General features: G+C 41.4%; 24 protein-coding genes, 1 tRNA gene, 1 pseudogene and 1 CRISPR repeat array. Of the genes and pseudogenes, 15 read left to right on the top strand and 11 right to left on the bottom strand.

From position 1 onward, the window contains the following. Positions 1 to 24 precede the first annotated feature (24 nt). Both VDIS_RS10270 and VDIS_RS10265 read left to right on the top strand, forming a co-directional pair. Positions 25 to 675, top strand: coding sequence for an SAM-dependent methyltransferase (locus tag VDIS_RS10270; protein WP_013337178.1), 651 nt, complete (start codon positions 25 to 27; stop codon positions 673 to 675). Beyond that, positions 656 to 2029: a cobyrinic acid a,c-diamide synthase CobB gene (locus VDIS_RS10265; RefSeq protein ID WP_013337177.1), complete on the top strand. Its 1374-nt coding sequence runs from the start codon at positions 656 to 658 to the stop codon at positions 2027 to 2029. The genes VDIS_RS10270 and VDIS_RS10265 overlap by 20 nt, the downstream gene beginning before the upstream one ends. Here VDIS_RS10265 and VDIS_RS10260 read toward each other — a convergent pair. Continuing rightward, positions 2022 to 2693: a hypothetical protein gene (locus VDIS_RS10260; RefSeq protein ID WP_013337176.1), complete on the bottom strand. Its 672-nt coding sequence runs from the start codon at positions 2691 to 2693 to the stop codon at positions 2022 to 2024. The genes VDIS_RS10265 and VDIS_RS10260 overlap by 8 nt on opposite strands. Positions 2694 to 2777: 84 nt before the next feature. On the opposite strand from VDIS_RS10260, the gene VDIS_RS10255 reads away from it, so the two are divergent. The 12 genes from VDIS_RS10255 (at position 2778) to VDIS_RS10200 (ending at position 12180) form a co-directional block, all read left to right on the top strand. Then, positions 2778 to 3116 (top strand): hypothetical protein, encoded by a 339-nt coding sequence (locus tag VDIS_RS10255; RefSeq protein WP_013337175.1) that lies wholly within the window; start codon positions 2778 to 2780, stop codon positions 3114 to 3116. Positions 3117 to 3477: 361 nt separating this feature from the next. Further along, positions 3478 to 4191, top strand: a complete 714-nt coding sequence (locus VDIS_RS10245) for a hypothetical protein (RefSeq protein ID WP_013337173.1) — start codon at positions 3478 to 3480, stop codon at positions 4189 to 4191. Positions 4192 to 4546: 355 nt separating this feature from the next. Then, positions 4547 to 4735, top strand: coding sequence for a hypothetical protein (locus VDIS_RS10240; protein WP_148678323.1), 189 nt, complete (start codon positions 4547 to 4549; stop codon positions 4733 to 4735). An 89-nt stretch (positions 4736 to 4824) separates the two neighbouring features. After that, the gene (locus VDIS_RS13125; RefSeq protein WP_281041755.1) at positions 4825 to 4953 is read left to right on the top strand and encodes a hypothetical protein; all 129 of its coding nucleotides are present in this window, start codon (positions 4825 to 4827) and stop codon (positions 4951 to 4953) included. Between the two features lie 213 nt (positions 4954 to 5166). Further along, positions 5167 to 6588, top strand: a complete 1422-nt coding sequence (locus VDIS_RS10235) for a TSUP family transporter (RefSeq protein WP_013337172.1) — start codon at positions 5167 to 5169, stop codon at positions 6586 to 6588. A gap of 5 nt (positions 6589 to 6593) precedes the next feature. Then, on the top strand, positions 6594 to 7574 hold the full coding sequence (locus tag VDIS_RS10230; RefSeq protein WP_013337171.1) for a sulfite exporter TauE/SafE family protein: 981 nt from the start codon (positions 6594 to 6596) through the stop codon (positions 7572 to 7574). Between the two features lie 172 nt (positions 7575 to 7746). Next, a complete protein-coding gene (locus VDIS_RS10225; protein WP_013337170.1) occupies positions 7747 to 8688 on the top strand; it encodes a sulfite exporter TauE/SafE family protein in 942 nt (313 codons plus the stop codon). Between the two features lies 1 nt (position 8689). Further along, positions 8690 to 9112: a hypothetical protein gene (locus VDIS_RS10220; protein WP_148678322.1), complete on the top strand. Its 423-nt coding sequence runs from the start codon at positions 8690 to 8692 to the stop codon at positions 9110 to 9112. Positions 9113 to 9165: 53 nt separating this feature from the next. Next, positions 9166 to 10065 carry a hypothetical protein gene (locus VDIS_RS10215; protein WP_013337168.1) on the top strand — a complete coding sequence of 300 codons (900 nt, stop codon included), beginning with the start codon at positions 9166 to 9168 and terminating at the stop codon, positions 10063 to 10065. A gap of 160 nt (positions 10066 to 10225) precedes the next feature. Then, positions 10226 to 11176 carry a sulfite exporter TauE/SafE family protein gene (locus VDIS_RS10210; RefSeq protein WP_013337167.1) on the top strand — a complete coding sequence of 317 codons (951 nt, stop codon included), beginning with the start codon at positions 10226 to 10228 and terminating at the stop codon, positions 11174 to 11176. Next, positions 11173 to 11580: a hypothetical protein gene (locus VDIS_RS10205; RefSeq protein ID WP_148678321.1), complete on the top strand. Its 408-nt coding sequence runs from the start codon at positions 11173 to 11175 to the stop codon at positions 11578 to 11580. The genes VDIS_RS10210 and VDIS_RS10205 overlap by 4 nt, the downstream gene beginning before the upstream one ends. 231 nt (positions 11581 to 11811) lie before the next feature. Beyond that, positions 11812 to 12180: a hypothetical protein gene (locus VDIS_RS10200; protein ID WP_013337165.1), complete on the top strand. Its 369-nt coding sequence runs from the start codon at positions 11812 to 11814 to the stop codon at positions 12178 to 12180. Positions 12181 to 12261: 81 nt separating this feature from the next. On the opposite strand, the pseudogene VDIS_RS10195 reads toward VDIS_RS10200, so the two are convergent. The 7 genes and pseudogenes from VDIS_RS10195 to VDIS_RS10170 all read right to left on the bottom strand — a co-directional run bounded on the left by VDIS_RS10195 (position 12262) and on the right by VDIS_RS10170 (position 17887). Continuing rightward, positions 12262 to 12731 (bottom strand): annotated as a pseudogene (locus VDIS_RS10195) (PaREP1 family protein). 116 nt (positions 12732 to 12847) lie between these two features. Next, positions 12848 to 13373: direct repeats of the CRISPR family, unit length 25 nt; unit sequence CTTTCAATATTCTATTGAAATCTTC. A gap of 1065 nt (positions 13374 to 14438) precedes the next feature. Beyond that, a complete protein-coding gene (locus VDIS_RS10190; protein WP_013337164.1) occupies positions 14439 to 15503 on the bottom strand; it encodes a hypothetical protein in 1065 nt (354 codons plus the stop codon). A 51-nt stretch (positions 15504 to 15554) separates the two neighbouring features. Further along, positions 15555 to 15893, bottom strand: coding sequence for a hypothetical protein (locus VDIS_RS10185; RefSeq protein ID WP_148678320.1), 339 nt, complete (start codon positions 15891 to 15893; stop codon positions 15555 to 15557). A gap of 442 nt (positions 15894 to 16335) precedes the next feature. Continuing rightward, positions 16336 to 16578, bottom strand: a complete 243-nt coding sequence (locus tag VDIS_RS10180) for a hypothetical protein (RefSeq protein ID WP_148678319.1) — start codon at positions 16576 to 16578, stop codon at positions 16336 to 16338. A gap of 150 nt (positions 16579 to 16728) precedes the next feature. Next, entirely contained in the window at positions 16729 to 16854 is a 126-nt protein-coding gene (locus VDIS_RS13120; RefSeq protein WP_281041754.1) for a hypothetical protein, read from the bottom strand. A 94-nt stretch (positions 16855 to 16948) separates the two neighbouring features. Further along, positions 16949 to 17023 (bottom strand) — tRNA-Arg (locus VDIS_RS10175). A gap of 39 nt (positions 17024 to 17062) precedes the next feature. Further along, positions 17063 to 17887 carry an aldose 1-epimerase gene (locus tag VDIS_RS10170; RefSeq protein WP_052885827.1) on the bottom strand — a complete coding sequence of 275 codons (825 nt, stop codon included), beginning with the start codon at positions 17885 to 17887 and terminating at the stop codon, positions 17063 to 17065. A 69-nt stretch (positions 17888 to 17956) separates the two neighbouring features. On the opposite strand from VDIS_RS10170, the gene VDIS_RS10165 reads away from it, so the two are divergent. After that, the gene (locus VDIS_RS10165) at positions 17957 to 20281 is read left to right on the top strand and encodes an STT3 domain-containing protein (RefSeq protein WP_013337160.1); all 2325 of its coding nucleotides are present in this window, start codon (positions 17957 to 17959) and stop codon (positions 20279 to 20281) included. Positions 20282 to 20297: 16 nt separating this feature from the next. Here the strand turns inward: VDIS_RS10165 and VDIS_RS10160 are convergent, their stop codons facing one another. From VDIS_RS10160 to VDIS_RS10150, 3 genes are read right to left on the bottom strand one after another with little or no spacing between them, the layout of a single operon-like run. Beyond that, complete coding sequence (locus VDIS_RS10160) at positions 20298 to 20528, bottom strand: RNA-protein complex protein Nop10 (protein WP_013337159.1); 231 nt, start codon at positions 20526 to 20528, stop codon at positions 20298 to 20300. A 13-nt stretch (positions 20529 to 20541) separates the two neighbouring features. Next, a complete protein-coding gene (locus tag VDIS_RS10155) occupies positions 20542 to 21393 on the bottom strand; it encodes a translation initiation factor IF-2 subunit alpha (RefSeq protein WP_013337158.1) in 852 nt (283 codons plus the stop codon). Between the two features lie 43 nt (positions 21394 to 21436). Further along, positions 21437 to 21643, bottom strand: a complete 207-nt coding sequence (locus VDIS_RS10150; RefSeq protein ID WP_013337157.1) for a 30S ribosomal protein S27e — start codon at positions 21641 to 21643, stop codon at positions 21437 to 21439. Positions 21644 to 21653: the final 10 nt, after the last annotated feature.

The raw sequence follows: 21653 nt of genomic DNA, 5'->3' as shown, positions 1-21653 counted from the left end.
TAAACTAACTAAGTTAAGTAATGGGTGATTATTATCCCAATTTACGTTGTTGGTGCTGGTCCTTGGGATCCCGAGCTTATTACCGTGAAGGCTATTAAGATCTTAAGTAAGGCTGACGTTGTATTTTACGGCTCATTGGTTAATGAGGAGATAATAAACACATACGCACCAAATGCCAGGAAGGTATTCATGGGACACGTGAGAGGCGATGCGCACAGGGAGTATGTAATTAAGGCGATAGAATTAGCCAGGAAAGGGCTTAACGTAGTCTTCCTCAAGAATGGTGACCCAGTAATATTTGGTAGGGGTATTGAGATTTGTAGGGAGGCCCTACGTAATGGCGTTCCCTGCGAAATAGTGCCGGGGGTCAGTAGTTTTACGGCAGCCGCAGCTAAGTACATGATTGAGTTAAAGGGTGTGGTTGCATTAATGGCGTATCCGGACATTGACTATGATGTTAAGGCCGACGTTAAGGTAGTCTTCATGGGCACGAGGATGATTAAGGAGCTAATTAGTAAATTAAATGATGATCACGAGATTTTAATAGTTAGTAGGGTTACGTACCCAGACGAGGAGTTTCATAGACTTAATAATAGCTCTAACATTGATGATGTGAAGGCTCCATCACTCATCTTCATAGTAAGGCGTGATAGGTATGGAGACGACAGTGCCTAGGCTCGTTGTGTCTTCGTATAAGGGTAAGAATGGTAAGACCACAGTAACACTGGCGCTGGCTTACGCTTTAATTAAGGCGGGGTTTAGGGTATCCCTATTTAAGGTTGGCCCTGACTATATAGATCCGAGTTACCACTCAGTAATTGTGAATGCACCGAGTAGGAACCTGGACTACATGCTGATGGGTGATAAGGTAGTAACAAGGTTCTATAGGTATTCCCTGAATTCTGACATCGCAATTATTGAGGGTGTCTCGGGGCTTTACGACAGTGTTGACGGTATAAGTGAGGCGGGTAGCACCGCCCAAATAGCTAAGTTGCTCAGGGCACCAGTCGTACTAGTCATTAATGGGGAGAGGATTAATAGGACCGTGAGGGCAATAATTAGGGGGTTGAGGGATTTTGATCGTGAGGTGAAGATCGTGGGTGCCATAATTACTAATACTACGCAGAGACAGGTTGATAAGTTGAGGATTGCTGTGGAGAGTGAGGGCTTGGAATTCCTTGGTTATATACCAAGGAGTGATGACCTTGAGGATATAATGCAGTACAGGCACCTGGGTTTGATACATGCTGAGGAGATCAATAAGCAGCGCCTGATTAACGTATTTAATGAGGCGTCGAGTTTCATAGATGTTAATAAGGTCATTAAGGTGGCTAAGGAATACTCAGAGCCTCTTGATGTGAGGGATAACGTAGGTCCTGAGTCATTTAAGGTTGTTAGTAGTGAATTGAGGGTGGGCATACTGGGTGGGAGGGCGTTCACGTTCTATTATCCAGAGACGATAGAGCGGATACAGTCCTTCACGAGTAATATTAAGTTTATCGACCCAGAGGTTGATCAGGGACTTGGCGATATAGACTTATTGCTAATTGGTGGTGGTTTCCCCGAGGTTTATGGGGAATACCTTGAGAGGAATAGGGCGCTTAGGGCTGATGTGCGTAGATTCATAGATTCAGGGAAGTACCTATATGCTGAGTGCGGTGGTTTAATGTACCTGACGAACTCGATAGTCTACAATAATGAGGAGTATGAAATGGTGGGTGCCATAGACGCTATAACGATAATGCATAAAAGGCCCGTCTGGTACGGCTACGCAAGGGCCAGGGTAATCAGGAACTCCATTATCGGTGATGTTGGTACTGTAATAATGGGCCATGAATTCCATTACTCCTCATTAGTTCTGCATGGAAATTACGACTTCACCATTAAGTATGAAAGGGGTGCAGGAGTAAACGGATTTGATGGGTTCCAAATAAACAATGCATATGCTCATTACCTTCACATTCATCCAGACACATATGATGTGATTGGTAAGATCATTAGAAGATTGCTAAACGACAGACTTAATTAAGTATGAAATCGTTATTACACTGCATAGCTAATACCTTAGCTTCGCCATTGCTCATGAATGTCACAGCCCTACATCCATTTATGACCGTGGTGGGGAAGTACTCAATCAATGCCTTGGCAATAACCCTCCTAGCATTATTAACAATATTCGGATCCCCATACTCATTAACCAACTCCTTATATAATGAATTCACAGTTACCATCTTAAGATCGCCGGGTAATATGAAGAAAACGTTCCTGGGATACTCCTGATAAAGCGCCACTAACTCACTACTAAGTCTCCCCTTACTGCTCAGGTAGAGCAACTTTACGTAACTCTCAATCTCATAATCACTAAATCCCACTAAACCCCAATTACCCCTAATGGCGTTAATCGCAGCTTGGGCGGTATCCTGGTCTATGTCGCCAATATGCATGAAATACGCAAAAAGAAGCGTTAAGTAACCGCTAACGCTTATTAAGTACTTATTCCTACTGATCCTCTCAAGTAATCCCATAGTCTCCAGCTCAGAGACCTTCCTGTAAAATGTGGCCTTACTAATGTGCCCAGCTAACGACAACCATAATGGGTTTGGCGCAGCATCTTTCATATTATCATGAATGGCATGAAGTATTAATTTTAGAATCATTAAATGTACAATGTCAATACTAATTCCAGGTATCATCTAGGGTTTCTCAATGGTCAAATTAAAAATGCTTATTTCACGTGGAATTAATTTTAAATCTCGCAATTATGAGACTAAACAATAATGGTTAAACAATGCATAGATCTTAATCTGCCCAATGAACTTAATGAACTTGTTAAGGACGCCATAGACCTGGTTAAGGTGTATAGTCTAAATAGCAGGGTTAAAGAGAATGCTGAATTATTTATTAAGGCTCATATAGTACCAATTAATGCATTTGTTGATTTTAATAATAACGCCATTAAAATTAAGATTAATACCGAAGGTAAATTAATCATTAAGGGGGCATTGCTGATATTAAGTGATGGTAAACCATGTAAATTACGGGTAAGGAAAGAACACCTAACATTACTAAGTACCTACTTTAATCATGAGTTTAAGGCTATTAATGATGTTTTGTGAATACCTCATTTGTGGCGATGTACTTAATTACTTAATATGGGCCTACGATAAGATAACTAATAATAACTTTATTAATAAATTGATTAATCATGGAATTAAGGAAAGAGCCGTTATAAAGGTATTAAATGAATTATTTAATTTAGTTGCCTGCAACTTACTTAATTATTCAATGGGAAATCAAATGTATGTAAATCATAATATACCTGAAGAAATCCTTAGAGATATTAATAACTTAATACTCATATTATTGAGGGTAAGTGACGACTGTACTTATGTAGGCCTATACTAGCTCGACCCATTACCTTATGCTTCACGTAAATTGTGGAATAGCATTAATAAAGAACTTTACATATGTATTATTGTGGGTGATGCCAGCGTAGTAAATAGTATTATTGAGAATGCAATAACTAAGGTTAGGCTATTTGAACCTAACTCATTGATTAGAGAGAAGGCTGATGTTTTCGTTAAGATACACCTGGTCCCAACGGATCAGTTAATTAAGATAGAGAGAGGCGTAATAATTCCTAGTGCGTACATAATTGACCTGGCACTGATAGGCCCCTCAGTAACGCGCATAAAGGATTACCTAAATACGCATGAGGGCGGCCCATTAACCCTTGGCAGGAGGGTGGGTAAGGTTAGGAATAAGGAGCAATTGATTATTAATTACATTAATTTAGTGATAAGGACATTAAGGTTCTTCAATAATTACTTCGTGTGTAGGCATGTGCTTGACCACGTCGCTTGGGCGTACGATGAGGTGATGAACAATAGTGCCGTGATTAAGTTATTCAGGGATGAATTCAGGGATGATAAGGAGGTTGATAAGGCGCTGAATGAATTATCAAAACACGTGGTTGCGGTAATTACCGATTTCTACGATGGACTGAGAAGTTGGGTTCTTAATAATGAATCAAGGAGACCATCATACACCCAGTACTTTGTAGTCAATGAGGTACTCAGGAGATTGTCTACAGGTGAATATTTAGTGGTGATTGAGGCTAATGTGGATTATTACTACCTGGGTCTCCTTAAGGATGTGTGGTTAGTTAATACGATAGTCAGGTTAAGTTGATACATTTGCCGAGGTTTACCTAAAGGATAAGTATTTCAGCATTAAGAGCCCTCAGACAACTAAGTAGGTAGCTGGCGTGATGGGCGAGACTTTTGTGCCAACTGTGAAGAGTCTGGTGGGCATTGCGTAGCTTGTTAGGATTGGTATATCCACGTTACGTAAATATTGAATAAGGTTACTAAGACCTTTGAGATAGCCGTATTCACGGCCCTGGCGTTCCTAATATCAGCATTATTTTAACACAACATATGCGGTCTTGACCCTCGACATAACCCCTTCCTGTTTCTAGTGGGCTTCGTCACGATAGCCCTATCCACAGACAATGCCAAGGGGTCACCAACACCAGAGGTGGGATGTGACTAAGCTCGTGAAGCTCTGCGTTGGGCTTAAGGTATTCACGGTTGTCAGGATGTTTAGCTTATTGTTCTTAGCCCTGAATTACTTCCACGTAAACAATATACATGTGCCACATACTTATCACTTCACGGTAATGATGTACATGGGCATACTTACACCATTCATCGTTAGAGGGAATCCATTCTAGGCTTCAAGACCGGGTAAATGGCTGACAATAGCGTCCGTAATTGATATGATCGTGGTTGCACTCATAGCATTGACGGAATTACCTGGGCCATGAGAACGTTTATTACATCAATAACCTGGCAGGAATTCACGGCAATAACGCTCTACTGCCTATTCAGTAATTTCGCAATTAATGATAGGGCAAAACCAATGCTTGGAAGATTTGGCATCTCCAGGTAATGATCTAAATACATTACATAGAACTAAAAATAGCTGTTCATATTTATATTCAATTCTCTTAATTACTAATTATTTATGAATATTTATTAATCAATACATTCAATTATTATTAAATTATTCAATAATTTTCAGGACAATTATTAAATTATTTCCCGTTTAACGTACAAGGTTGTGTAATAATATTTATATATCGTAAAGTCAAGTTTTTGACTGATGATGAGCCTCGTATTTGATTTATTCAGGATGCTGGAGTTTATATTAGCTGGCATTGTGGCTGGTTTACTCGGTGCCCTGGCTGGGCTTGGTGGTGGTGTTGTTCTAACGCCGGTACTAACATTATTTCTGAGCGTACCGATAATATACGCCACAGGTTCAGCATTAATATCCACAATATCCACATCAGCCGGCTCAGCCAGTGTTTACGTTAAGAAGAGATTAGCCAATGATAGGATTGGCATTAGCTTAGTAACGGCAACGACAACGGGCGCGATAATAGGCTCGCTAATGGCAAATTACATATATGCAAATCACCTCACCTGGATAATATACATAGTATTTGGTTTGGTACTCCTAGCGTCGATAGTTCCCACGATGCAAAGAAGTACCTGTGAGTTACCGCCGCCGAGGAATCCTGACTGGACAACGAGGGTGTTTAGACTCTATGGTGTGTGTTACGACCCGGCGCTGAAGATTTGGTACAGGTACTGGGGTGTTCGTTGGTGGCTTGGTTGGTTGATTATGTTTTTTGCTGGTTTTATTAGTGGTTTGTTGGGTATTGGTAGTGGTGCGCTCAAGGTCCTAGCCATGGACTGGGGAATGAACCTACCCATGAAGGTAAGCACAACAACAAGCAACTTCATGATAGGGGTAACAGCGGCGACAAGCGGCTCGCTTTACTGGTTCTTTGGTTACATAAGCCCATTCATCGCCGCATGCACGGCAATTGGCGTATTGCTTGGCTCGAGGATTGGCACTAGGATGCTCATGTACGTGACTAATAGGCAGGTTAGGTGGGTCTTCGTCGCGATACTGGCTTACCTGGGCTTTAGGATGGTCCTTAGGGGCCTCGGTAGGGAGGGCATACTACCAATAACATCGCTTGAGAGAACCATCATAGCGGCAATATTCGCATCGGTAATAATAATTTCTCTCTATATCATATTCACACATAAGTATGGGGGAACCCAGGATACGTCAGTAGCCATATACCAAGCCCGACCTGAAAGCCCAAGCGCAATTGAACAAAAATTCACAAATATAATAAGTAATTTACTTAAGTACGGAGTATTCCTAAGCATAGCATTCCTGATATTAGGCTTAATAATGCTTTTCCTACATGGTGGAAGTGTCGGTCTTCATATATCGCTTAATAAGATTCTGGATCCTTCAAGTGCAGTAAATACACGCGAGATTACCGTGATGTACGTACTTGATGGCGTACTAAGGCTGGGTGGATTAAGTTTAATGATGTTTGGGTTGATGATCTTGATAGCCATTCCTATAGCAATGGTTCTGCTGAACCTAGTGAGGTTCTTACTGGAAAGGGACATCCTATATACGGTACTGGCTTTAATAACCTTCGTGAATTTAATGATAGCCATATTCGTATTACCCATCTTCATACTGCATAGGTGACGTACATGCTATTCATAACAGAATTCGTAATAACGTTCCTAATAATCCTAGTATGTGGTTTTGTGGCTGGTTTAATAGGGGGTCTTTTGGGTCTTGGTGGTGCCGTCGTATTAACGCCATTATTAACGTCAATATTTGAGAATTTGCCAATACAGTATGCCGCTGGTATTAGCCTTGTGTCTGCATTGGCAACATCCTTAATGAGTGGGTATAGGTATCTAAACATGAAACTCCCTAACATTAAGGTGATGCTGTTTCTATGCCCAATAGCAACCTTTGGCGCTATTGTAGGATCATTAATGGCCTATCACTTAATAAGCAGAGGATTTAACTGGATATTGTACCTAGTATTCAGCTTCATCATGATCTTAACAATGGTACTTTCATTAAAAAGAAAGGAAAAATACACAATTACTCCAATACTTACAGGACAAGGAGACATTGACCACGTAATATTAAACGACGCCTTCTTTGATGCTACCCTCAAAACATATGTTAACTATACAATTTATAGAGGAGACTTCATCAAGTCAATACCTATAATGTTCTTTGGAGGATTAATGTCAGGCCTATTGGGCATAGGTGGCGGCCCCATAAACATACTTGCACTATATAACGTAATTGGTTTACCGCTAAAGGTGGCCACGGCAACAAGCAATCTAATAGTAGGTGTAACAGCGGCGACCAGTGGATCGCTCTACTGGGCCTTTGGATATATACAGCCGTACCTAGCCATGGCATCCGTACTCGGCATAGCACCAGGCGCATATTTAGCATCGTACTTACTACCTCGCGTGCGCTCATCGTCAATAAAAATCGTATTACTCTCGGTGTTCTCCTACCTTTCAGTTAGAATGTTACTTTCAGGACTAAATAGAGGCCACATCCTTATTGTACCAATGATGATTAGGCATATAATAGCATTCTCAGTATTAATAATAGCGCTGGTAATATTGATAATCATGAGAAAGCATATAACTGACTAGAAATGAGCAGTATATATGTGATGATAATATTGCTGAATAATATTAATTAATTATGAATTCTATTTTATGAAATTATTTAATTATTATTTTATAGTAATTAATAAATTATTTTTATTTTAAGGAAATCTGGAGAACAAAGTTTATTAACATCTAAACAATTAGAATTACGACCATGTCCATATACATAGATGTGATTGGCGGTTCATTAGGTAATATATTTGTATTATTTAATTCTCCAATTATATTTTTGATAATAATCTTTTTAATATGCATATTAATAGGATTTGTTGCGGCACTGGCCGGTGTTGGTGGTGGCGTTCTTTTTACACCAATAATGATGGCATTCACAACCATAAACCCAGACATAGTACGTGCAACAGGTCTCGCAATAGCCACCATGAGCTCTCTCATGTCAGCAAGACCCTATTTAGGTAAGGGCATTGCTAATTTCAACTTGGCTCTTTTTTCATCCCTTCCATATACTATCTTCGCAATTATCGGGTCACTCATTGGTCTTCATATTACCGCGGTTATGGGTAACTTTGGCAAGGCCTTAATTAGGCTTGCCCTGGGAGTATTGGTACTATTCATTGTAATACTTATGATCACTAAAGGTCGAAGAACGGAATACCCCATACCGCCGGAAGATAAGTATGATAAATTAGCCAATGCATTTGAACTTAATTCCAGCTATTATGAAATTTCATTAGGCCGTACAGTAGAATACAGAGTCATAAACACCATGTGGGGGTTACTATGCTTTATGGGGATTGGCCTCGTCTCTGGTATGTTTGGTTTGGGCGCTGGTTGGGCTATAGTACCAGTATATAATTTATTAATGTACGTACCACTTAAGGTAGCTACAGCCACCAGCTTAGTAGTGATAGGCATAGGTGATACAGCCGCCATGTGGGTTTACATAAATAATGGGGCGATGATACCCATATTCGTAATACCCTGTCTCCTTGGTTGTATGATAGGGGCGCAGATAGGCTCAAGGTTAATGCCAAAATTAAGGGCCAAAGTAATTAGGTGGTTTGTAATCCTCGCAATGCTCTTAGCAAGTGCCAGGCTTATTCAACAGGCCCTGCCCGTAATAATGGGGGTGATGTAATATGGCGTCAGATAAAGTATTATCTGCTGTGTCAAGGACTTACGGTAAAATTGCCTTTTGGATAGCAATTGTGGGTGTCATAATAGCCTTCATGGGTCTTTTATTGACAGTAACGAAATATTACGGAAGCACGGTCTGTATAATAAATAGGATGTTAAGCGGTGAGGCGCCAAATGTTATACAATTATGTATGCAGAATGGTATTAGGATAATGAATATAATATCCCATGCACAGAATAGTTCATACGCAATTATACTTCAAGACATTGGATTTTTACTCTTTGGCATAGCGGCCATAATGGGGATTCTCGCGACCGTTATAATGCTGTATACAGGAAGAAAAACGAACTTTGCGCTAATCGCATCATTGATAATGATAGTATTAATACTATCAGCGCTTGGATTAATATCGATTAGTATGTGAGTCTGAAACTAAATATAAATTTATATAGTACTTTTTAAATATTATAGTTAGTAATGCAGTCCTCACTATTATTAATTTTAGGATTAGCTTTGATATTCATCGTGCTATTCATAGGCCCTAATTTGCTTGTAGCGTATTTAAGAAACAACATTAATTTCATTAAATATATTAATAACTTCAGCTTAATTCAGTATTATTGCCAAAGTGGTTTATGTATTGTAGAATATATTAATGGATCAATTACGTGGATCGCAATCAATAAAACTAACCCAACGAATCCTGGGGTTGGGGTGATAATACCGCGTGGTACAAATTATACGGGTATTAAGGCATACTTTTGTGTTTATAAGGCCGAGCCAGCCTTGGGAATTCCGTTATCCCCCATAACAAATAATTACAATGATCATAAAAGCAAAGGCTTAGCCTTAATACCCGGTTATAGTATACAGTTAAATGCTTGGCTTAAGGCGATGAATGGAAGTTGGTATTGGGTGCAAGATGTACTTCTCATCACCTCTTATAACAATGAGAATGTAGTAGAGCCTCTATGGTGTGTGTTAAAGTTCAATGGAACGATAACATGTAATGAAGTTAGTGTAAGGCAGGAGCTGCGCTATCCAATGTGTGGCACATTAACCATAATTTATTTACCAAGCAATGAAACATTAACTCTTTACTTTAATAATACTGAAATTTCTACGATAAAGGTTTATATGAAAAGATTCGGGCTTGCTGACGTGACGCTGGTAGGCATAAGTAATTATCAGGGTGTTCAGTTTGACTATTTAAATGCAACATTGTCGTTATGGCTATTAAAAGGAAACTCATGGGCCGCACCGAGTAATTTACAGTGGATGCACGCGGGTTATTGGACAGGTGAATATATTAATGGAGTAAGTACAGTTATTAAATCCTACAATATGGTATTCATAATTACTAACTCAACTAAATGAGTGGATTCCTGTAAATATATAAGAACTGTTCTATTGTTCTTTCTAGAATTTTATTCTATAATATTGATAATATATTAATAAAGATATCTTATTTTACGAACATCATATAGAATAAAGTTTATAAGGTGATACGTAACGTAATTGGCTAGGTGATGGAATTATGTTAAGCATATATCCGTTGCTCATTGGGACTTTACTTTACATAGGGGCATCTGTTATGCAGTGGAATTTCATCATGCTCTGTATTATAATGTTTGGCATATGTATTATTATAGGTTTTCTAGCTGCCCTAACTGGTGTTGGTGGTGCGGTGATATTCACACCAATAATGATGGCATTCACATCTATTAATACGGATGTTATAAGAACGACAGGACTTGCAATAGCTACTGTTGGTTCTTTAATCGCGTCAAGACAATACTTGGGTAAGGGACTTGCTAATTTTAACGCTATAATTCTTACGGCGATACCATACACGATATCCGCAATAGTCGGTGCAGTATTAGGTCTTGAAATCACAAGGTCCTTTGGCAATGTAGGAGCCGCCGTGATTAGACTTGGTTTAGCAATCCTAATGTTATTCATTATTGGCTTATTCCTATGGAAGGGAAAGCAGGTGGATATTCCTAATCCTACTAATAAAAATGATAAAATAGCAGAAATCTTTCAATTAGTAAATGCTCGATATTACGAAGAATCATTAAAGACCGTAATAACGTACAGAGCCGCTAATACCGTGTGGGGATTACTATGCTTCATAGGTGTAGGCTTGGTGTCAGGCATGTTCGGTGTCGGGGCTGGTTGGGCCATTGTACCAGTATACAACTTAGTGATGTACCTGCCTTTAAAGGTTGCCGCAGCAACAAGTAAAGTATTGATAGCGATTGGTGATACGGGCGCTTTATGGGTGTATATTAATAGTGGGGCCTTGGTATTTCCATTCCTAGTTCCTTGTGTTGTCGGCATGGTTCTAGGTACAGAAATAGGGGTTAGGGTCATGCCCAAGGCTAAGATACCGATTATTAGGTGGGTAATAATCGCAGTCATGTTGGTAACAAGTGCAAGACTGTTTCAACAATCAATACCCATTCTCATGGGGTGGTCGGCATGATGCTCATGTATAAAATACATAGGTCCACTGAGGCACCACCAGAGGCTAAGTCCTATGGAATAACCGCCTATTGGTTAGCGATCATAGGGATAATAGCCCTTACTGGGGTCTTCATAGCCCTCACATTAACGAATACTAATGCCGTGACTTGCCAGCTTAATAAATTAGTCTCAGGGGCTAAGGTAGCTGCCATGAAGACGTGCTATATTGGGGCGCCCAAAACACTTATTGTTGCAGAAAGGACCGCCATTGCCATTGTAGGTTTTGCCGTGATTGCAGGACTGATACCAGCCACGATCTGGCTCTTCAGGAGGAGACTATTACTGCAATCGATTATATCACTTATAATATTGATTTTACTCGTACTAGCCATGCTGGGTATGGTGTCTATACCAGCGGCGTAGCACCACGAACACTTTAAATTTAAAATAACTAAATATTTTTCAGTTTTATACAAAATCTAAATTTAACAAACTTCAATTCTTTAGTCAGTGTTAAGACCTTACATTCCTTTCACCATAACTTTCTAAACAAAACCTCCTTTGACGACCATAAGGAGGATGCCATTAGATTAATAAACGAAGGCATACTTGAACATAAATGCTTAAATTAATCATTACCGCCTTTGGCATGTTATGAGTAAATCATTAAATGATGCCATCAGAGCGCTGGAGACAGCCGTTGCTGAATTGAATGAGTATGCCAAGTCAGGGGACCCAATACTACTTAGAGATACGGCCGAGAAGGGGTGGCTAGCCGTTAGTAAGGCCGTTGAGGCACTGCTTAGGGCTAGGGGTATTGATGCCAGGACTTATAGGGAGAGGAGGGATACACTGAGTAGGCTTGGTTTGGATTACCTGAGAGATAGATATGCGGCTAAGGAGAAGTTTCTTCATATTGATTGCTTCTATGATGGATTGTACGATGAGGATTTCGTTAGGAGGAAGCTGGATAAGGTTAGGGAAATAATTGATGAGATTAGGGAGCTCATCCCAAGACAGTGAAGGTGCATAAAGGGGGAATTAAAAAGCGTATTGATTCCTACCCTAATGATGCAAGTTCATTACTGATCATTGAATAACTGTTCATTTTGTTCTTATTAATTCTTTCAGTTTCTCTATTAATCCCAAAACCACCTGTCTATGGGCTTCAAATGCTTTCCTGTCCATGAAGTTATGGTAAAAATTGGCATGCAACCTCTCGGCAACGCTGAAGTTAAGGATGATAGACCTATCGCCAATCTCCTCATACAACCCATCAATTATCTCATCATAGTCCCTATGGATGTAGTGTCCCCAACCCTCATCTCGGCGATGACATTGAGTAGTGCCGTCACGGCGCCCCAGTACTTCTCACTAGCCTGCGCCAGGTCGCCCTTGGCATAAAGCTCCTCGGCGGCCCTAAGGTAGTCTCCATGAAGTTTTAAGTACAGTTCAATTCTGCGCGGAGGGTCTAATCGTTCAGCGATTAATTCAGCTATGAACTCCTCAACATCCCTATCACCAGCCAACTTCCTAAGGAATTCCGTAATGGTTGGTGACAGCACCAATGACATATCTCACAAAGTAAAGTAAATACCCAATAGTTGATAAGTCTTTGCTACCTAATAAACCCCGGGACGACCGAAGGTTACACCCAGACTTTCACTATAACTTCATGATTAAGGTCTTTCTTTCAATATTCTATTGAATTCTTCTTAGGCGTTCCAGTGCCAGTTAACAGGGCAAGCGCTACACTGGACTTTCAATATTCTATTGAAATCTTCTCATAAATTTAATGTACGAGGCACGACGCATATTAATATGTAATCTTTCAATATTCTATTGAAATCTTCAGGGACGCAATATACGTGTGGGACAGGACGTTGAGGATGAAGAAGGAGCTTTCAATATTCTATTGAAATCTTCCAATTAATGAGCTTTGGCTATTCATGGAAGAAGCCATGGAACTTTCAATATTCTATTGAAATCTTCATTGGTAGGAACTTCGTGACTGGGCTCCCAATTAATTTATTTGTGCACTTTCAATATTCTATTGAAATCTTCGGTCTGCAATCATGCGAAGGTTGATAACGACGGATGAATACATACTTTCAATATTCTATTGAAATCCTCCATCGACATTTAACCTACAATTCACAGCGCCAAACCTAATTGGTACATTCCAGTACTTCTTTCAATATTCTATTGAAATCTTCCGCGGTGCATTGGTTTATTTGGGTCTTTTTAAGTTTTTTCTTCTTGGTGTTTTGGTGCCGTTGGAACGTCTTTCTGCTCTTAATTGCTGTGGCTCGTGTTTGTTCTCGCGGTGTTTAAGTGGAATTGAATTGTTGTTCCCACGGAATTTCAGCTCCCCAAAACCGAGCCTGTTCTAATGGTGTTTTATGCATTGTAAAACGGTGAGTGTGCACGAAACCATACACACAGTGCAATTTTAAATCACGCACAACCCCATGAGGTATGCACCCCCCAAACCGCGCATGTTACCGTACATGCCATGTTTTTATTAATGCACGGTAACCTACACAATGTGTGTTGGTGAGGTCATGGTCTTGGGAGTCTCGATCACCTAGTTAGGAGGGCTTAAGTCAATGATCTACGGCGTGGATCTTTCTTTGTTTAGGAGGGCATTGATGGCTATTCGGTTGGTAAATGTGAAGGTTAGGTCGAGGGTAAATCGTTAATTGAGGTTGATTGTGTGAGGATGGGTGTATACGTAATTAATGCTGGTCATAACGCCAAGTTAACCCAACGAGGTAAGGAATAGTTTGCGTGGGCCATGGCGAAATTAAGGGGTGCCTAGAACTGTCGTTAAGGTGCGTGGTCGCCCGTGGGTAAGTGGGTGGCAGATTCCATTTTGGCTTTTCCTAAAAGTCCATGCCTAATAGTGTTTACGAAATCTCTCCTTGCTCCGCCTCTTAAAGGCTTTGATGAGAGTTCAATCAATTTAACTTAGGTGAAAATGCGTAATTAAGGAATTGCATTTACCCAAGAAGCAACGTGCTAAAGGTAGGGAAGAGACAAAATAAGGTGGGGTCAGGGATGTATCATTAATAATGGAGGAGGGAGGTGCCTATTAAGTGATAGTGGATGGGCATAGTATTGCCATAACCCACACCAACAATGGCGGCTTTAAAGGCCATACAAAGCCTCGTTAAGCGAATAGCCTTCTTAACGCCCTGAGGGGTTAACTTGGGAATGCTATTAACGTAGTGGCTCTTCTTCCTGTGAAATCCCTAGGGCCTACGGAGACCGTGGGACGGTCACCATACCGCGATAATTACAATGATTATTAACAATATTATCGAAATAGTCACAACATACGTGAGTATATGCAATCGCTGATACTTTATGGGTGCTTGCTTAGGTATGACTATGTAGTTTCCCAGTAGGAGTAGGACCAAGGTTGTTAATAGGGTGAATAAGTCACTGAGTAAGTAATTAATGCGTATCAAGAGTAGGGCAACTATTGCGAATGATAATACCACGGTACCCACACTGAGGCATTGAAATAACCAAGAAAATGCCTTGTACAGCCTATTAAGTGTTAGCCTTATGGGTATTGGCACGCCGAATACTGTAAATAATATTCTCGTCAACATGTTTAATAATAATTCCCCAGCACTATAATTCGTTGGTTGGGAGACATGTAGGGATTCAGGCATTGTAAAGCCGAATGCCAAGTTCTTGTTATCACTCACTACGAAGCTCACCTTACCACCGGAGATGGCACCTAGCACTTTTTGCACAGTATTGGTTGTCTCCCGGTGTATTTCAAGGTATTCGGGCTCTACTTCGTAGTGGTGGTATTGGCTTTGGGTCCATGGCGTAGATGGTTGGTTTATTGGGTAAATAATGCTAAATACGTATACGTCGAAGTAGGGCGTTAGGAAATTCACGAACCTCCTCCACCCACTCTCAATTGTGGTCATAATCGATGTTTGCGCAGTATGTGTTAGCGTTAATACGTAGTAGCTGCCTGGCTTGATAGGCTCGTTAAGCCTTACGCATAGGTAGTCCAGGCCAGGTTCCTTATCCAATAAGCACTTCTCATCCCTCCTAAGTATGCTTAGCTTCTCACCGCCTGGGCTGAATGCCTTGATCTCCATGGCGAAATTGCCTGAGTACTCGAGTACGTACTTCCTATCTACGCAGACCGTGCTTACCTCTAAATTGCATGTATTCACCAGCGTAAGCTCTAGATCATCAACAAACATTAAGTGGCTCTGATACTTACGACGTCTCTGAACCCTAACAACCCTAACACAATTCACAGCATCACTTAACTTCTCGCGTAAAGCACCCTGCGGACACCCTGCTTGGTTCATTGTCGTTTGAATAATGATTAAGTTATATTTAAAGGAATGTTTAGGTAATACCTAGGTAATATTTAGTATCTTCTTTTCCCTCTCGATTAGTTTCTTCGCGATTTTGGCGGCGTTCTTAAGCTTCCTTGGTGCATCCTTCATGTTGATTACCGCATCAATGTTCTCCTCAAGCCTTTTCCTATCCACGTCATTAACCCCTATAAGCGACTCCCAGACACGCCAGATGAACAGGCCAAGGGCCTCCTCATCCCACTCAAGGAAGTAATTCGGGTACTTAACAAGAACCTCAACAAGGAGCGGGTTCCTCCTACGTAGCTCCTCAATTAATGCAGTATTATCATCCTTCCCATCATTATCGACACCCACTTTGCCATGTTCTTGTTCAGCCACAGTATGAATTGTATTGTTCGATGTAATAATTAACCATTCAAAGTATTTGAATATTTTACTAATGCTAAACTTAAAATACTTAAGTATTTCGCTAGCAATATTAGTAATAATACAGGCATTAACCCGCCCATTAGCCACTTATATCACCACCCATATTAAACATAGGCTTTTTAAAGCTTTATTGCTATTATTCTTTTCTGCATTTAGATTATTGCCTCATATAAATGATTTAAGAACATTCTAATAATCACTGGGCGTAGTACTGAAGCCTTAGTACTAATTTTGATGAACCCTATGACTGCCCGTTAGTGACTAACTAGGCGTGTTAATTAGTTATGTTTAATGCGGTGCCTAACCCTTGAGAGGCTACTGAACAATAAAGCTGATTAATTAAGTACATTCACAGGTACTGAAACTTAATACATAAAAGTGCCAGTAATTGCTAAAATTGTTTAACCAATGGGTATTTACTTGTGTGTAATCTCGAAACCCCCGATGCATTGTTTAATGAATTCATGGGCCCATTGTCAGGAAGAATGAGGATTACTTCATGGCAGATAACCTCAACGCCATAAATGCCCACCTCAATGACCTTAGGGAGCACTTCGAAAATATGCACATACTCAGGTAATCGCCTAGGCCCTAAGTAATTAAAGAGTACGTCCCTGAGGTCCTTATTAACCACTTCCCTTGCCACGACCTTAATTATGTCGGCGATGTTTGTCCCTTCCCTAGGCCTTGGGTCAAGGAGCCCTGTGATCTCCTCGTGACTTAAGAATGCTATTATTCTGCAAAGCGTTGGTAATCAGCCACCATTTGCTGGAACGAATCATACTTATGTAGTTTGGTGTGATCTAAGGTCCTTAGCTTTGATATGTCTCTCCTGGGTTAGGTGATTGATTATCCTAACCCTAACCTCATTATTAGTCCCAGCGAGGTCGTATAGGCAGCAATCAACCACTATTATTACATCTGTAAATCATTATATAAGCCCTTTTGTAACTGTAGCCACAGTGAGATTGTAACCGATGTTTAGAGATTGAATGTAAAAGTAGCGGCCCCGGTGGGATTTGAACCCACGACCTACGGCTTAGAAGGCCGCCGCTCTATCCATGCTGAGCTACGGGGCCGATAATGATTTAGATTATTAATTTTTTAGTTTTTCTCGTTTAAACCCTCAGGACCTTTACTGTAAACCTAAACCTCCTCTCCTCGTTGGGCCTTATTATAATTAGTCCCATACCGTTGTGGTAAGCGTCTGGTGCTCCACTCATTGGTTCTATCGCTATGGCATTGGGCACTCCCGTGAATATTTGAACGTAGGGCATGCCATACCTTATGATCCTTATCGTTGAGTATTGTGATTCAAGTATTATATCGCCGTTTATTAAGAAGCAGTCGTCAAATTCCCTCTTTGTTGTATTACTTAGGTTAAACGGTATTAACCTGCCAGTTGGTATTTTGTTGACTGCCTCGCACATTCGTACATCTCCCTGGGCATTTAATCTCCAGTCATTGCTAACAATGAAGTATGGATGAGCACCAACAACTAGCGGTGCATTCTTAAGTCCCGTATTTCTAGTGATTATGTCAACATTGAGTTCCTTGCCGGTTAATGCGTACTTAACCGTTAGCGTTAATTCCGTTGGATAGCCCGGATTACGAAGAACGTGCTTAAACGACGCACTACCCCTACTAATGGATTCTATATTCCATTCCTCATTTAATACAAGCCCATGAATGGCATGACCCTCCTCATTCCTGGGCAGGGAATACCTTACACCCTCAAATTCATATTCTCCACCCTTAACACGGTTAGCAAATGGTATCAGCATGGCCATACCGCTCCATGTTGGTTTATCGGTATTACCAGGCAGCACAACATCTTTACCCAGCACTGCCCATCTAAGTAAGTACGCGCCCTTACTACATATCACTGCTTGGGAAACTTCATTGCTTAATTCGACGCACTCCACGATAGGCGCATTGTGCATGTACTAATTTATTTTTTCGTACCCTGCCTGTGAAAAATACTTTTAAATTGATTATTTAATCAAGCCGTAATGAGCAAGGCGAAGACCGCTGGTAAGGCTAAGGTGGAGACCATAACCCAGGTAGTGCCCGCCGTGCCGCTTGATATCAAGATTACGCAGTGGATCGCCATGCTCTCGGCCACAGTCTCCTTCACATTACTCGCCTACTACCTAAGATTATACCCCGTGCTACTCTATGGCTGGTACATAAATGAATTCGATCCCTACATAAGGCTCTTCATGACCGAGCAAATGCTTAAGTACGGAACCATCAAGGGACTACTCTGGTGGCTTCATAAGGGTTACGGCACATTATTCATGCACTTCTGGTACCCATGGGGTGCCAACTGGACCATAATATTATCACCGGGTGTTTCCTGGCTTGGCGTACTTGCGTATAAGATATTATCACACTTCGGCTTTGACCTGCTTCAATCAGTTATCCTGCTCCCCGCAATAGCAAATGCCGCCGTTGTGCCGGCGATGTTTTATCTCGGCTATCGACTTGGCGGTAAGTACGTAGGCCTACTGGCGGCCTTATGGTCCGTATTCACCACAATGTTCCTGCAAAGGGGTACGGCTGGTTGGTTTGCGGCAGAACCACTATTTCAATTCATAGCAACCCTAGGCATTGCCTTCTATATCGAGTCCCTGACAAGGAAGGATAATTACTGGATATTATTTGCCGTACTTTCGGCAATATTTAACGGTATAACAACCTGGGTGTGGGGTTCCTACGTATTCCTATGGAACTTCTACGGGCTATTCACAATAGTGATATTACTTTACCTACTTATTAAGATCGCCAGGAGACAAAGTCTACCATTCACAATCGATAAACTTGTAATAACCTACGTACTTACTGACCTTGGGTTCTCAGCCTTCGTAGCCATAACGCCTAGGTATGGCTTTCATACGTTAGTATCTGGAATGGGTGGTGTGGCCAATGCAGCCTTACTGTTCTCGATAATAGCCTACGCATTAATAAAGCTATACCCAAGGTATCCAAGGATCATGGTGCCAGTGGTCAGGTACTTCCTCATGGCCATAGTGGTACTCGTGGCTGCGGTGATTGGGTTGAGCTTCACCTCAGTGGGTGGTAAGTTCCTTGGTGCATTATTACCATTAGCTAGGAGCGCCATCGTGCAGAGCGTTGCTGAGCACTCCCCATCAACACTTCAACAGGGTGTGTATAATATCTCAATAACAGTACCATTCGTGATATACACGATACTACTCTCCATAATGTCACTATCACTCCCAGCAATACTAGTTAGTCTTGGTTCATTGGCTGCCGCCTACTTCGCTTCATCGGAGGTTTGGCTATTCATGCTACTTGGACTATTCTGGGTGCCAGCTACTGCGTATGGTTTTGTAAAACTCACGGAACTTGCATTGAATAGGCGTATCCTAGTTGGTTTATCCATAGCGGCTTTACTCGGTGTCGTACTAGCCATTGCCCTAGTGGTCAACATACAGCCCGCTCTATTAATGTCCATAATGCCCCAGCAAATAGTTAGTACCGTGACGCCACCAATACCAACGCCCGACTGGCTAGATGCACTTCAGTGGCTATCCTACAATACTCCACCAAATGCGACTGTGCTTTCATGGTGGGACTATGGCTATTGGATAGCGATTATTGGAAATAGGACGAGCCTAGCTGATAACTCCACGGTGAATAGCACGCAAATAGCGCTGATAGGTAGCTTCTTCATGTCAAGTCCATATAATTACACTGGTGTGTTGGAAAAATTGAATGAATTGCACGACCCACAGTACATATTGATTTTTGAACCATACACCGTATTCCCAGTTAATTTAACGAGCTACGGTTTAGGAACCGTATGCGTGCTCATACCTGAGTATCCAGCGGGTGGTGACTTCGCAAAGAGTTATTGGATGGCTAGAATAGCGGGCTACACTAACAACTACATACTTAATACCTTCATATCCCCCGCCCAGGTTGGCTCCTCGACAATCTACGTACCATTCGCCAATAACACATTTTACGCGGCTTATAATGTCACGCTTTACGACTTAATGTTCAATTCCGAGGTTACTGATGCATCGTACATAGTGTGGTCTACGTGTACCGTAAACGGCATACCAACTTATTGGGTATTTGAGGGTGTACCAACAATAATGCCTAGTGTGAATGCCACATCATTTAAATTAACATACATAGGCTTACCTGATTATAACGGGCCAGTAACGCCCTGGTACTACTTGTTACAACCACCGCCCTGGGCTCAGCTGGTCTATGTATCTAGACCATATGGTTGGGTAATAATTTACAAGATCAATTACAGTGTTTTAGAGGCCTTAGCGCGTAATCAAACATTGACTCGATAATAGATCATTCATTATTTCACTGGGTCTTGGATTGACTAGACCCTGAAATAATGGCGTTAATTACGTCTGGGCTAAGCTTAATCTTACCACTCATGACCTTCATAATTAGTCTATACCTACCATATTTATCATCAGGCGAGTATTTGGGTGGATGTGGTACCTCAAGCTCACCGCCGCAGTATGGGCATTTATCCTTCCTCAGGGTGTACCTACCGCAATTTTTGCATCTCCTCAGTATTGAGTCCATGGCTGCCACCTAGTTACTCGCCTATCCTCGTGAAGCTTGCCTCACCACCCCTCTTTCTAATCTCCGTAGTAACCAGGTTAACCACGTCCTTAAGAACCTGCTCTAACTTCTTTGGATCCTTACCCACGAGGTCTATTCTATACCTGGGAGGGCCTATTGTGTATATTCGAACATCCTCAGCGCCCTCCTTCCTAGCCAACTCCATGGCCTTAAGCAGTACATCCCTGACATGCTTAACTCCGTCAGGTTTAATACTGATCATCCTAATTATGCCGGAAATCTCCACGGGCTCCACCTCAACCCTTTCCCTGGCTATCTCTGCAATGGCATTAATAACGTTATCACTAAGACCCAATTTCCTGAGGTCATCAGGTCCGTATTTAGCCACGTTCTCGAATATCGATAGGAAGTCTCCGTAGTAATCCTCGAGCTTCCACCCAAAGTCCTGTAATGCTTTGTCAAGTGGTATATTCAATTTCTTGGCAACAAGCTCAAGGAGCCTCACACCCCTAAGTGTCCTCTTCCACTTCGTTAACTTCTCCTTCTTCTCCTCCTCCTTAACCTTCCTAAGTGATACATCAATGAGCCTCCTACGCGCATCAACCCTAATGACCCTAAACACTGTCTTTTGACCCAGCCTTAGGTAATCCTTAATGTCGTGGAACCAGGACTGAACAATCTCATTAATTGGCGCGTAAGCCTCAATACCCCCATATTCGTCAAGGAGAACATATGCACCATGCTCCAATATCCTATATACGGTACCAATAACTAACTCACCAATGTCAGGTAATTCCTTCCTAGCTATCCTCACCGGTAACACATTCTTTCTAATATCGTCTACCTTCTCCTCCTTCTTACTCATCGACTATGAGAGGATGGAATATAATTTATATTTTTTCATTGTTTTACTCGTATACGGCAACAACGGTTGCCCCGACAATCCTACCCTTACTGCCGGTAGGCTCTATGAGCACGTTACCGCAGACCAAACACCTAACAACCATGGCAGGCCTATCAAAGACCACCTGCTCATTACCACAATTATTGCACCTAACCCTCAGAAATCTTGACCTCGGCCTTGGAACAAGGACCGAGCGCCAATTAGTGGGCATTACCACCACC

The organism is Vulcanisaeta distributa DSM 14429, from assembly GCF_000148385.1.
GTDB classification, from domain to species: Archaea; Thermoproteota; Thermoprotei; order Thermoproteales; family Thermocladiaceae; genus Vulcanisaeta; species Vulcanisaeta distributa.
This window is presented reverse-complemented; position numbering and strand designations above follow the sequence as displayed.

Excerpts from the sequence above, each read along its gene's own strand:
- VDIS_RS10265 (WP_013337177.1), top strand. The coding sequence starts at position 656 with ATGGAGACGACAGTGCCTAGGCTCGTTGTGTCTTCGTATAAGGGTAAG.
- VDIS_RS10260 (WP_013337176.1), bottom strand. The coding sequence starts at position 2,693 with ATGATACCTGGAATTAGTATTGACATTGTACATTTAATGATTCTAAAA.
- VDIS_RS10255 (WP_013337175.1), top strand. The coding sequence starts at position 2,778 with ATGGTTAAACAATGCATAGATCTTAATCTGCCCAATGAACTTAATGAA.
- VDIS_RS13125 (WP_281041755.1), top strand. The coding sequence starts at position 4,825 with ATGAGAACGTTTATTACATCAATAACCTGGCAGGAATTCACGGCAATA.
- VDIS_RS10235 (WP_013337172.1), top strand. The coding sequence starts at position 5,167 with ATGATGAGCCTCGTATTTGATTTATTCAGGATGCTGGAGTTTATATTA.
- VDIS_RS10230 (WP_013337171.1), top strand. The coding sequence starts at position 6,594 with ATGCTATTCATAACAGAATTCGTAATAACGTTCCTAATAATCCTAGTA.
- VDIS_RS10225 (WP_013337170.1), top strand. The coding sequence starts at position 7,747 with ATGTCCATATACATAGATGTGATTGGCGGTTCATTAGGTAATATATTT.
- VDIS_RS10220 (WP_148678322.1), top strand. The coding sequence starts at position 8,690 with ATGGCGTCAGATAAAGTATTATCTGCTGTGTCAAGGACTTACGGTAAA.
- VDIS_RS10215 (WP_013337168.1), top strand. The coding sequence starts at position 9,166 with ATGCAGTCCTCACTATTATTAATTTTAGGATTAGCTTTGATATTCATC.
- VDIS_RS10210 (WP_013337167.1), top strand. The coding sequence starts at position 10,226 with ATGTTAAGCATATATCCGTTGCTCATTGGGACTTTACTTTACATAGGG.
- VDIS_RS10205 (WP_148678321.1), top strand. The coding sequence starts at position 11,173 with ATGATGCTCATGTATAAAATACATAGGTCCACTGAGGCACCACCAGAG.
- VDIS_RS10200 (WP_013337165.1), top strand. The coding sequence starts at position 11,812 with ATGAGTAAATCATTAAATGATGCCATCAGAGCGCTGGAGACAGCCGTT.
- VDIS_RS10190 (WP_013337164.1), bottom strand. The coding sequence starts at position 15,503 with ATGAACCAAGCAGGGTGTCCGCAGGGTGCTTTACGCGAGAAGTTAAGT.
- VDIS_RS10170 (WP_052885827.1), bottom strand. The coding sequence starts at position 17,887 with ATGCACAATGCGCCTATCGTGGAGTGCGTCGAATTAAGCAATGAAGTT.
- VDIS_RS10165 (WP_013337160.1), top strand. The coding sequence starts at position 17,957 with ATGAGCAAGGCGAAGACCGCTGGTAAGGCTAAGGTGGAGACCATAACC.
- VDIS_RS10160 (WP_013337159.1), bottom strand. The coding sequence starts at position 20,528 with ATGGACTCAATACTGAGGAGATGCAAAAATTGCGGTAGGTACACCCTG.
- VDIS_RS10155 (WP_013337158.1), bottom strand. The coding sequence starts at position 21,393 with ATGAGTAAGAAGGAGGAGAAGGTAGACGATATTAGAAAGAATGTGTTA.
- VDIS_RS10150 (WP_013337157.1), bottom strand. The coding sequence starts at position 21,643 with ATGCCCACTAATTGGCGCTCGGTCCTTGTTCCAAGGCCGAGGTCAAGA.